Origin of the sequence: Frankia sp. Hr75.2, assembly GCF_949319125.1 — a bacterium.
GTDB lineage: Bacteria > Actinomycetota > Actinomycetes > Frankiales > Frankiaceae > Parafrankia > Parafrankia soli.
The window spans coordinates 1-11,476 of sequence record NZ_CASGGV010000047.1; the positions used below are offsets into that span (position 1 = coordinate 1).

The 11,476-nt window shown below is 67.7% G+C and carries 9 protein-coding genes and 1 pseudogene; 6 read left to right on the forward strand and 4 right to left on the reverse strand.

The window, feature by feature from the left end:
- The 6 genes and pseudogenes from AC559T_RS05415 to AC559T_RS05440 all read left to right on the forward strand — a co-directional run.
- Window positions 1-556, forward strand: a 556-nt coding sequence (locus AC559T_RS05415; protein ID WP_498867969.1) for a sensor histidine kinase, incomplete at its 5' end; no start/stop codon positions are given.
- A complete protein-coding gene (locus AC559T_RS05420) occupies window positions 459-1,139 on the forward strand; it encodes a response regulator transcription factor (RefSeq protein ID WP_498867970.1) in 681 nt (226 codons plus the stop codon). The genes AC559T_RS05415 and AC559T_RS05420, both read left to right, overlap by 98 nt.
- A gap of 1,193 nt (window positions 1,140-2,332) precedes the next feature.
- Window positions 2,333-3,337, forward strand: a complete 1,005-nt coding sequence (locus tag AC559T_RS05425) for an SGNH/GDSL hydrolase family protein (RefSeq protein ID WP_498867971.1) — start codon at window positions 2,333-2,335, stop codon at window positions 3,335-3,337.
- A 237-nt stretch (window positions 3,338-3,574) separates the two neighbouring features.
- Entirely contained in the window at window positions 3,575-4,051 is a 477-nt protein-coding gene (locus tag AC559T_RS05430) for a hypothetical protein (protein WP_498867972.1), read from the forward strand.
- Window positions 4,052-4,290: 239 nt separating this feature from the next.
- Window positions 4,291-4,533 carry a hypothetical protein gene (locus tag AC559T_RS05435; protein WP_498867973.1) on the forward strand — a complete coding sequence of 81 codons (243 nt, stop codon included), beginning with the start codon at window positions 4,291-4,293 and terminating at the stop codon, window positions 4,531-4,533.
- Window positions 4,526-5,413: pseudogene (locus AC559T_RS05440) on the forward strand (alpha/beta fold hydrolase); the annotation flags it as partial. The gene AC559T_RS05435 and the pseudogene AC559T_RS05440, both read left to right, overlap by 8 nt.
- Window positions 5,414-5,856: 443 nt before the next feature.
- Here AC559T_RS05440 and AC559T_RS05445 read toward each other — a convergent pair.
- Genes AC559T_RS05445 through AC559T_RS05460 form a run of 4 tightly spaced genes read right to left on the reverse strand, consistent with a single transcriptional unit; the run spans window position 5,857 to window position 10,824 of the window.
- On the reverse strand, window positions 5,857-6,747 hold the full coding sequence (locus AC559T_RS05445) for a hydroxymethylglutaryl-CoA lyase (RefSeq protein WP_071066929.1): 891 nt from the start codon (window positions 6,745-6,747) through the stop codon (window positions 5,857-5,859).
- A 34-nt stretch (window positions 6,748-6,781) separates the two neighbouring features.
- Window positions 6,782-7,990 (reverse strand): CaiB/BaiF CoA transferase family protein, encoded by a 1,209-nt coding sequence (locus AC559T_RS05450; RefSeq protein ID WP_112107791.1) that lies wholly within the window; start codon window positions 7,988-7,990, stop codon window positions 6,782-6,784.
- An 8-nt stretch (window positions 7,991-7,998) separates the two neighbouring features.
- On the reverse strand, window positions 7,999-10,023 hold the full coding sequence (locus tag AC559T_RS05455) for an oxidoreductase (protein WP_498867974.1): 2,025 nt from the start codon (window positions 10,021-10,023) through the stop codon (window positions 7,999-8,001).
- Between the two features lie 45 nt (window positions 10,024-10,068).
- Entirely contained in the window at window positions 10,069-10,824 is a 756-nt protein-coding gene (locus AC559T_RS05460; RefSeq protein ID WP_020461250.1) for a maleate cis-trans isomerase family protein, read from the reverse strand.
- Window positions 10,825-11,476 lie beyond the last annotated feature (652 nt).

Below are 11,476 nucleotides of genomic sequence, written 5' to 3' on the forward strand. Positions count from 1 at the left end.
CCCCCTGGAACCAGCCCCCTCACTCGCCCAGCTCCCCGAACTCGCCCACACGTTCACCGCCACCGGACTCACGGTCACCATCAACACCCGCGGCGAACCGTCCCCGCTCTCCCCCGGCATCGACCTCACGGCATACCGGATCGCGCAGGAAGCGCTCACCAACGTGGCGAAACACGCCACCACCAACAGCGCATGCGTTGACATCACCTACGCTCCCAACAGCGTCACCCTGATGATCATTAATGGCGATGGGGGGAAAAGCTCGGCCAATGGGGACCACAGGCCCGACACGGTGAGGTCGATCCCATCCTCGAACAGTGGATTCGGCCTGATCAGCATGCGGGAACGCGCACTGTCCGTCGGCGGACATCTCGAGGCCGGACACCATCCCGAAGTCGGCTTCCACGTCACCGCCATCCTGCCACTACAACCCAGAAACCCCACGAAAACGGAAAACGATGACTATCCGAGTGCTCCTCGCCGACGACCAGACCCTCCTACGAGCGACCTTCCGGATTCTGATCGACTCGTGCGAGGACATGGAAGTCGTCGCTGAGGCCGCGGACGGCCACGAAGCCATCGCAGCGGCCCGTGAACACCACCCGGACGTCGTGCTCATGGACATCCGCATGCCCGGAACCGACGGAGTCGCCGCCACCGCCACCATCTGCGGCGACGAAACACTCGCCGCCACGCACGTCCTCATCCTCACCACCTTCGAAATCGACGAATACGTCACCCAGGCACTTCACGTCGGAGCAAGCGGCTTCCTTGGTAAAGACGTCGGAGCGGACGAGCTCCTCACCGCCATCCGCACCATCGCCGGCGGCGACGCTCTCCTGTCCCCGGCAGCCACCCGCGCCCTCATCGCCCGGTTCCTCGCCGCCCCCGAACCCACAGCCACCGCCCGGGCAAACCCCGCAGTCCTCACGACGCTCACCGCCCGCGAACGAGAAGTCATGGTGCTGGTAGCCGAGGGCTACTCGAACCATGAAATCGCCCGTCGCCTTGCCATCAGCCCACTGACCGCCCGCACGCACGTCCACCGGGCCATGGCGAAGCTCAACGCCCGCGACCGGGCGCAGCTCGTCGTCATCGCCTACCAGTCCGGCCTGCTACAAACCACCCCATCGGACTGACCGCCCCAGAACCTCACAGCCCGGTCGCGGTTCTCTGTACCACCGCACGCTCGATCGACGGGCCGCACCCAGAGGCCCGCCTCGCGTCAGCCTTTCCCCGGCCACCCTCCTCCCAGCCTTCATGCCTATCTTCTCAATCATCGGTGCGGGTCGTCGCGGCGGCACTGCGTACCGTTCTCGGGCCGAGATTCTGGCATGTTCCCGGAAACCGATCTGCGTGGGCAGGGGTACCAGGACCTCTGACATGCCGGCACGCACTCGCCCGCGACACGGCGAATCCGGTGCCCGGCTGAGGTGGTGTGGCCCGCTACACCACCAGCCGGGGAAGATTCCCCCTCGAACCCGCAAACAGATCGAGGCAGCATGGATGCCAGAACCTCACAGCCACTGAAAACTCGGAGTCGCCTGGCTGGCCGAGGCCTATTCCGCCTGGACACGAACGCGCTGGTTAACAGCCATCACACTCCTCCCCATCAGGAGTACTGGGTAGGAGGCCGGCGTACCGCGTTCGCAGTAGGCAGTTGTCGACAAACGCACGACGACCGACGATCCCTGTTCAGACAAACTGAAGAGGTGCCCGAGAACAGCCGCGAAGAAGATGCTGTAACTGCTCCTCGCCGACCGAACGACCCGAGAAATGCACGACCACCTGGCGGGCTGCAGTAGGCCGCCAGACGACAGAGGCCGTCATCCGGAAGTAGGGCGCGACTGATCAGCCCTGCCCCTTGTACGCGCCGGGCCCTGTGCAATGCGGGTGCACGGCGTGGGCCCGTGGGCCCGGCGGTAGCCCCCGCCGGGCCCACGGCGCCTGGACACCACCACGCCCAGGCCGCGGTACACGGCCCCGACCCACGCATCCAACCGAACCTGGCGCACCGACCATCCATCGGTACGCCACCGTCCGATAGACACCAGAAGGCCGGGCCTCGTCCCCCGACCTGCAAACCTTGCCCCGAGCGTCGCCATTTCCGGCTCAGGCCTAAACGATCCCTGACAGAAACGCGAGAAAACACAACACTCGATCCGGCATTCAGGTTCGACTCATCGTGACCCACGCCGGCTCGCCGTTCCCGCGCAGCTGCGATCATCTGCCTGACGCCCTCGACACCGGAGCATCATTCACAACCGGCGGTTACCTTCCATGCCCGCAGGTCAGACATCAGAAGTGCCACCCAAGACGGAAGTGGGAGGCAATGATAAGAACTCAGCTACGCGCCGGGTTGGTCTGCACACTCGCGTGCGGCACTCTGATCACCGCGGTCGCCCTCAACCGCCACGACGGCGGTTCAGCTCCAGCAGCGGCAGCCGCAGCGCTTCCCGAGACGACAACGACGCCGGTTCCGACTCGGACAGCAACTGCAACTGCAGCGCCAGCTCAGGGGGCATACGTCGCCCTGGGCGACTCCTATACCGCCGGTCCCGGAATCCCCTCCCAGATCGGAGAACCCGGCGGCTGCGATCGTTCGGACCGCAACTACCCGACGCTGATCGCCGAGAATCTGGATCTTGAGGAATCCGATTTCACGGATATGAGCTGTTCCGGGGCCACGATCGCGAACCTGTCCTCGCCCCAGTCCACTGGGGACGGAGTCAACCCCGCCCAGTTCTCGGCCCTTTCCGCCACAACGCGGCTGGTCACGATCGGCATCGGCGGCAACGACATCGGTTTCACCTCGGTGGTCAATCAGTGCGTCCGGGCCGGCGTGCTCTACAACGCGCTCGCCGGCGGCACCTCGAACTACGCACCCTGCAAGAGGAAGTACGTCTCCGCCGGAACCGACGAGGTACAGGAGAAGATCCAGGCCGCAGGGCAACAGCTGTCCGTCGCGCTGGGCGAGATCACCCGTCGCGCGCCGCAGGCCGACGTGTACATCGTGGGATACCCGGCAATCCTTCCCACCGACGGCGTCGGTTGCGCACGCACCATGGGACTCACAACCGGCGACATCACCTACCTGCGTCAGAAGGAGCAGGAGCTCAACACCATGCTGCAACAGCAGGCAGAAGCCGCCGGCGCCGGGTACATCGACACCTACACCCCTTCCCTCGACCGCGACGCCTGCGCGGCGAGAGACATCCGCTGGGTCGAGCCACTGATTCCCCTCAACCCCGCCGCCTCCGTCCACCCCAACGAACGCGGCATGGCCGACGCGATCCTCCAAAGCATGTCGCATCAGACGCCACCGACCCGATCGTGATCGCACACGCACACGCACACGCCCATCCCGCACGGTCTGGCTGACCGACCCCGTCGATCCGTCTCCGCTATCAGGTCCCCCATCGACCTCACCTGCCGCCGGACAAGGACTGGTGTCAGTTAGCGGGAAATGTGCCGGGCAACGCGTACCGCCTCCTCTGCAGAGATGAATGCTTCGGAACCACCCTTGAACCTTCCCGGTTCAGGTGGAAATATGACATAGAAGAGGGCTGACGACATGGATTTCTATCAGAAAAGAAACGAAGGCGCTGCGGATATCCAGGCACCCACAGACTCTGGACGCCTCCGGCGTTCCCGGTCGAGCGGACGAATAGCATTCATCGCCATCGCCATCGCCGTGGTTTCACTAGCCGCTTGTGACACGACAAGCACGCCGGATGAGAACTCGGCTACGAATCCCTCGACCGGAATAACGTATGTATCGGCGAGCCCGGGAACTGATGCCGGCAACTCGGAAGGCACCGAAACATATATCAGAAGATTCCGCGAGGAATTTCCTCGGCTGGCGCAGGGAAAAACCGACGCGCAGATTATCGGCGATGCTGAGGCCAGCTGCTCCGATATGGCTGCCAGCAGAAAAATCACCACCCCCTCGATGGGGGAGCGCTACGGTCTCGGCGGATCAACAGCCGACCAGTTCACACTCCACAACATTGCACTGTTGGCCATGTCAACCGTGTGTGGAATCCGCTGACACGCATCACATCGCCGCCACCGACGAGGGCGGACCCCGAGTCACCTCTGCGATACGCGAATCCTCCCGCCGTCGGGCGGCCTAGCCGGAGAACTGTAGAGGGCCTGGATGCGTACGGCAGCAATGCGCACCGAGGACAGGAGAACGTTCCGTGACATCACTGAAACCCGGTGCCCCGACCGGCTCTGAGGGCCGTCACGAACTCGAGGAGGACGTGCTCGCTGCGCTCGCCCGGGTACGTGGTCGGTGAGGAGCACGCGGACAGTATGGAGGTCACAAGGGACACGACGTTCCAGACGGATCCTGACCTGGAAAGGATCGAGTTCGTAGCCCCGGCCGACCGCACGCGCCTCCGTTACGGATCATCGGTCGATCTCGTCGCATTTCTGGCCACGATGCACCTGGCCGAAGCGATCAGATCGTCCGTCGATGACGTCGTCTACCTGATCGCCGATAGCCTGTCCGGTGCCAGCCATGGCTGACGTCATTGCCAACGGGATCCGCCTGAACGTCCAGCACCTCACGCCGACACGCGGGGCGGATCCCGACGCGCCGATCGTCGTCACGCTGCACGGCATGGTGATCGACAATCTGTCCAGCTTTTACTTCAGCCTCGGCACCTTTCTGGCGAACGCGGGCTGCGACGTCGTGTGCTACGACCTGCGCGGGCACGGGCGCAGCGATCAGACACCCGACGGGTACGACATGGCCAGCTCCCTCGCCGACCTGTCCGGGTTGCTGGTCGCACTCGGCATCGACCGGCCGGTACACATGGTCGGCAACAGCTACGGAGCGACACTGGCGTTGGCCTACAGCCTCGCCCACCCAGAGCAGGTGGCGAGTCTGACCCTGATCGAGCCCCCCTTCCTCATCGAAGGTCTCGGCGCGCAGATGGAACACTCGCTCAGCCGGGTGCTTACGGCGACCTCGCACGAGAAGGTCGAGCAGTGGCTGGCGAACGACGCCAGGCGCGCGGTCGCGCGGACTATATGCACCGCTCGATGGCTGCTGCGCGAGACCACGCTGAGGCGGGACATGCTCGCCACTCCGTCGTTCGACCCCGCTCGGCTGGCCGCGTTCACCGCGCCGGTGCTCGCCGTGTACGGCGCCAACTCGGACCTCATCGACCACGCCGCGAGCCTGTCATCGCTGATGCCCGACTGCACTCTGGTCATCCTGCGTAACCATACCCACGCGGTGCTCCGCGAGGCCACCGGCTACCTACGCACACTGACGCACTGGTGGTTGTTCCACCGCGGAACAGCACCCACGCCGACCTACATCCCGCCGCCCGGCCCTGGCTTCGTCATGCCCGCCTGGGTGCGCGAGAAAGTACCGCCGCCGGACCTCAGGCGTCCAGCCCGTAACCCCGACGGTCGACTCCTGCAACGATCGCCGATGCTCTGCGAAACGTGCTCGACGATCCGACCTACCGCGCGGCCGCCGGGCGACTGCGACAGCGGACGCGCCGTCGCGCGGGCGGCGAGCGAGGGAACGCCGGAGCCCCTGCAGACGGCTGGAAGCGATAGATATTCACGCCGGCCCGGCCCCTATGCACGGGTACCGAGCAACCGCGGCGGTTCAGTGACAGCCAGGACTCACCCACCCGCCACACATCACCGGATGCCGACACCCAATGCATAAATCCCGAATCCGGGCCCGTCCCGCGCCCCTGCCACGTGTCTGAGCCGTCCCGATCTCTCCCCAGCATCTTGATCATGATGGCGGTACCGAGATCCAGAAAACGATCGCCGCCCTGCCGCGCCGACTCCACCCCGAGGACACTCCCAGATGTCGCCTCGGTATCAGCCTGGGAAGGTGCCGGCGCGGCCGAGCAGCGCCGGCACGTCGATCCCGAGCTGCTCGCCGATCCAGCGGCCGGTGGCCGCGAGCTCGCCGAGATCCACGCCGGTCGCGACGCCCATCCGGTCGAGCAGATAGACGAGGTCCTCGGTGGCGATGTTGCCGGTGGCCGCCGGGGCGAACGGGCAGCCCCCGATGCCCCCGGCGCTGGCGTCGAGGGTCTCCACACCGGCGCTGACCGCGGCGACGGCGTTGGCGTAGCCGGTGTTGCGGGTGTTGTGGAAATGGCACCGCAGGGCGACGCCGGGGGCGACGTCACGGACGGCCGCCACCAGCTCGGTGACCTGCGTGGGCACCCCGACACCGATGGTGTCGGCCAGGGCGATCTCCGCGGGGCCCGACTCGACGACCCGGCGGGCCAGGTCCCGGACCCGGTCCGGGCTCACCTCGCCTTCGAACGGGCATCCGAACGCGGCCGAGAGCGTGACGGAGGGCCGGATACCGGCTTCGTGTGCCAGGCCCGCGATCTCCGACCAGGCACGCAGGCTCGCCTCGACCGTCATCCCCTGGTTGCGTTCGCTGAACGTCTCGGTGGCGAGGACGACCATGTTGACCTCGTCGACCCCCGCGCGGGCGGCGCGTTCGAATCCCCGCCGGTTCAGGACCAGGCCGATGTACGAGACCCCGCTGTCGCGGGGGACCTGTGCCATCACCTGTTCGGCGTCGGCCATCTGCGGGACGCGTTTCGGGTGCACGAACGCCGTCGCCTCGACCCGGCGCACGCCGCCGGCGACGGCGCGCTGGATCAGCGTCACCTTGGTCTCGGTCGGGAGCAGCGTCTTCTCGTTCTGCAGGCCGTCCCGCGGGCCTACCTCGCAGATCGTGATGGCCACGCGGTACTCCGTTCACGTGTTCGACTGGTGGTGGTCAGATGACGCCGTCGGCGACGAGCTGTTCGCGGTGGGCGGGGCTGATACCGAGCAGGTCGCCGTAGATCGACTCGTTGTGCTCGCCGAGCTCCGGGCCCAGCGAGCGGATCCCGCCCGGCGTGGCGGACAGCCGCGGCGCGACATTCTGCATGGGGAACTCACCGAGGCGGTCGTGCAACAGGCGGACGACGGCCTTGCGGGCCTTGAAGTGCGCGTCGGTGACCATGTCGGCCGCCGTGTAGATCCGGCCGGCCGGGACGCCCGCCTCGTGCAGGCGGTCGAGGAGCTGGGCCGAGGGCTGGGTCGCGGTCCACTCGCCGATGATCTTGTCGAGCTCCTCCAGGTGCTCACCGCGTGCCTGGTGCGTCTGGAAGTGCGGGTTCGTCGCCAGGTCGGGGTTGCCCATGACATCGCAGAGGCGGATGAAGATGGTGTCCCGGTTCGCCGCTATCAGGATCTCCGCGCCGTCCGCGGCGGTGTAGACGTTGCTCGGCGCGACGCCGGGCAGGATGGATCCGGTGCGCTCCCGCCGGAAGTCGGCCAGTTCCCATTCCGGGACCAGAGCTTCCATCAGTGCCAGCACGGCCTCGTAGATGGCGGAGTCGACGATCTGACCGCGGCCGCTGCGCTCCCGGCTGAGCAGCGCCATGACCGTTCCGAGCGCGGCGAACGTGCCGGCCAGCGAGTCGCCGAGCGAGATGCCGGTGCGGCTCGGCGGGCGGTCCGGATTCCCGGTCGTGTAGCGGATACCGCCCATCGCCTCCCCGATGGAGCCGAAGCCCGCCCGCTGCGAGTAGGGGCCGTCCTGCCCATATCCCGTGACCCGGACGAGGACGAGCCCCGGATTGATACTCGAAAGAGTGTCGTACCCGAGGTTCCACCGTTCCAGGGTGCCGGGGCGGAAGTTCTCCACGAGCACGTCCGCGTGCGCCGCGAGCTGTTTCACCAGCTCCTGACCGCGGGCGTCCCGCAGGTCGCAGGTGATGGACTTCTTGTTGCGGGCGATGATCGGCCAGGTGAGCGACAGCCCGCCCGGCGCCTGGCTACCCCAGTTACGCATCGGGTCGCCCCCGGCGGGGTCCTCTATCTTGATGATTTCCGCGCCGAAGTCGCCCAGCAGCTGCCCGCAGAACGGTCCGGCGATCAACGACCCGAGCTCGAGAACACGGCATCCCGCCAACGGCCCGTGCACTTCTCCGTTGTCCACTGGTCTCCTCAGATTGTTCGGGCCGCGGTGTCGGCTTCCCAGATCGCGTTGAAGATGCGCCGCGGAGCCTGCGCGTCGCCGACGAGGTGGATGTCAAGGCCGGCGCCGTCGAGCTCACGGGCGAGCAGGTCGTTGGCGGTGTTGCCGAGGATGAGCACGACACCGTCGACATCGGGCAGTTGGGAGGTCTCCCCGGTGAAGACGTCGGTGAGGGTGACGGTGTCCCCGTCGATGGCGTTCACTTCGACGTTCGGGGTGAAGGTGACGCCGGAGCGCCGCAGCTGCCCGAAGGCGAACGGAAGGTCGTGGCCGTCGGCGAAGGCGTGTCCGAGCTGGGGGTACTGGGAGACCACGTGCACCGCGTGGCGGCGCTGGCGCAGGTACTCGGCGGTGATGAACGCCTGGCGGTCTCCGGTGTCGTCGACGATCAGGATCCGGTTCGGCAGTTCGACGCTGCCGGTGAGGATCTCCACCGGGGTGTAGACGTTCCACTGGTCCGAACCCGGCAGCGCCGCGGCGTCCCGGGCCCACCGTTCGGGACGGCGGGCCGTCCAGCCGTGGCGCAGCGGCGTGGACCCGGTGGCGACCACGACCGCCTCGTACCGGCCGACCAGGTCGTTGACCGTGACCCGGTGCTTGAGCTGGATGGCGACGTCGGTCCGGGCCAGCTGGGTGGTCAGCCAGTCGGTCACGCCGGTCCACTCCCGGTAGGACGGCGCCCGCGCGATCAGGTTGACCTGCCCGCCGAGAGTGTCGTCCTGCTCGAAGAGGGTGACCTGGTGGCCGAGCTCGGCGGCGGTCAGCGCGGCGCGCAGCCCGGCCGGGCCGCCGCCGACGACCGCGACCCGCCGTCGCCGGCGCTGCCGTGTCTCGTCCTGGCGGAACTGCCGCTCCCGGCCGACCTGCGGATTGTGAATACAGGCCAGCGGCCCGCGGGCGAAGGAGGCGACGCACCAGTTCGCACCGACGCAGGGACGGATGTCGTCCGGGCGCCCCTGCTCGGCCTTGACGGGCCACAGCGGGTCGGCGATGAGCTGACGGGCCATACCGACGAACTGCGCCTTGCCGCTCGCGAGGATGTCCTCGGCCATCTCCGGGGTGGTGATCCGGCCGACGGCCACGACCGGCAGCGAGACCGCGCGGGTGATGTTGGCGGTGTCGGCGACCTCGTAGCCGGCCGACCGGGCCGCCGAGGTGCCGTAGATCTGCATCCGGTCCAGGTAGGTGCCCTGCGTGGTGGAGATGTAGTCCAGGGCGCCCCAGCTCTCGATCTCCGTCGCGATGCGCACCCAGTCGGCGTTGTCGAGGCCGTTCTGCCCGGGGCCGTCGCTGCTGTTGAGCCGGATCCCGAGCACCCGGTCGGCCGGGACGACCTGGCGTACCTCCTCGACGATGCGACGGACGATGCGGATCCGCCCGTCGAACGAGCCGCCGTACTCGTCGGTGCGGTGGTTGGTGGCCGGGGACAGGAACTGGCCGAGCAGGTAGCCGTGCGCCAGCCCGTGGACCTCGACGCCGTCGACACCGCCCTCCATCGCGTGCCGCGCCGCCAGGACGTAGTGCGCGACCAGCTCGTCGATCTCCCGCCGGGTCACCTCGTGCGGGATCTCCCGGTACACCGTGTCGGGCACCGGGCTCGGCGCCCAGGTGGGCAGACGGCTGATGATGCCGTCGGTCTGCCGGCCGCGGTGCCACAGCTGGGCCATCAGCAGCGTGCCGTGAGGCTGGACGGCGGCCGCGACCTTGCGGTAGCTGTCCACCACCGCGGCCTCGTAGGCCAGGATCACGCCGCGCCGGGGCCGGGTGGTCGGGTGGACCGCCATCGCCTCCATGGTGATCACGGCCACGCCGCCGCGGGCCCGCTCGGCGTAGTAGTCCGCGCTGGCGTCGGCGAAGGTGCCGTCGGTGGAGAACTCGGTGGCGTGCGCGGCGAGCCAGATGCGGTTGCGGGCCGTGCGCGGCCCCAGCGCGATCGGGGAGAACGTCACCGGGTACGCGCTCGAGGAAGATGCCGTCGGGTGGTCGTGGGGCATTCGTGCCTCCTGGCCCTCAGCAGCGGTGGCTTTCAACAGCGGGGGTCAGTGGTGGGCCAGGAGCTGCCCGAAGCCCTCCGCCTGGTCGTCGATGCCGTTGCTGCGCAGCGCATACCAGTAGGTCGCCGTGTTGACCGAGATCACCGGGAGATCCAGCCACTGTTCGGCCTCCGCGGCGATCCGGCCCATGCACATGTTCGCGCCGAACTGGACGATCGCCCGTGGCCGGTCGGCGGCGAGCCGCTTCAGTTCACGCCGCAGGGTCTCCCCCGAGGTGTGCGCGATCTGCACCGCCGTCGGAGAACGCAGGTGGACTGCGGTGTGCAGCTCGTAGCCACGGCTTTCCACGAAGGAACGCAGATGCGGCTCGGAGGACGGCTGATAGGGGGTGATCAGACTGATGGGCCCCTCGTCGACGCCGACCGCCCGCAGCGCGCTCGGGATCGCGTCTCCCGCGTGGATGAGCTGAAGATCCTCACCGAACTTGGCCCGCAGCCGATCCCGGATCGCCTCACCGGCCTTCGGGTCGCCGTAGACCGCTTCGATGGAGACTCCGAGCACCACGCACGCCGGGTCACAGGTCAGAACGGAGCCCACGGCGTCATCGACATTGCGGTCGATGTCCCGCACGAGCCCGTCGAAGTCCTCATCGTTGTTGACGACCCAGTCGGGGATATGGATACGCGCGATATGGTTGGTCACTCCGCGCGGCCGCATGTCGTCATACTCGGGCTGCACGACGGTGTTCACCGAGGGCGTGACCACGCCCAGTTTCAGTCTCCAGCCTAACGCGTCCGTCATCACAAGCTCCGTTCTGTCGGGTCCCGGCGAGTGGCGCGCGGCCACCGGCGCGGCCCGCCCTTAGTCCGGCGGGTGTGCTTCACGGGTTCTGCCCACTCGTCCCTGGCGCATCGCGACGCGCGCCCGAGCCGCCCGGAGACGCCGGGAGGCACCGAGGCGCACCCGAGGACGCCGGGCCGACGGCGCCGGACGTCCTTATTGCATACACTTTGACCGGAAGCACTGCAAGAGCCTTGCAACGAAACGGTCATCCGACCTATATTGCATACACTCTTCCTCCTGAGGCGGTGTTCGGATGGCCAACGCGGGCCCTCGACGGACAGGACCGCGGCGCCCTGGAGCGCGGCATCCCGGCCGCCGCCGCGCAGCCGGGGCCAACGAGACAGGCCGGGCCAACGAGGCTGGCGAGCCGAAGCCGGGCTGTCGACGGATGACGCAACGCCGCGCTCCGCACCGCGGGGCGGAGCTGACCGGCGAGGCGACCACCGGGGCCAGGCCTGACCAGCCGAGGTCGCCACGTACCAGAGGTCGCCACGTACCAAATGATCAACGAGCGCGGTGGGCGTCCAGGCCGCCCCGCCCGCATCGCGAACCAGGCAGGTTGACGGCATCCGTGGCGGATTCGCGATTATTGCCGAAAGGACGAATATGC

Coding starts and splice junctions, on each gene's coding strand:
- AC559T_RS05460 (WP_020461250.1), bottom strand. CDS start 10,824: ATGACGGACGCGTTAGGCTGGAGACTGAAACTGGGCGTGGTCACGCCC.
- AC559T_RS05420 (WP_498867970.1), top strand. CDS start 459: ATGACTATCCGAGTGCTCCTCGCCGACGACCAGACCCTCCTACGAGCG.
- AC559T_RS05430 (WP_498867972.1), top strand. CDS start 3,575: ATGGATTTCTATCAGAAAAGAAACGAAGGCGCTGCGGATATCCAGGCA.
- AC559T_RS05425 (WP_498867971.1), top strand. CDS start 2,333: ATGATAAGAACTCAGCTACGCGCCGGGTTGGTCTGCACACTCGCGTGC.
- AC559T_RS05455 (WP_498867974.1), bottom strand. CDS start 10,023: ATGCCCCACGACCACCCGACGGCATCTTCCTCGAGCGCGTACCCGGTG.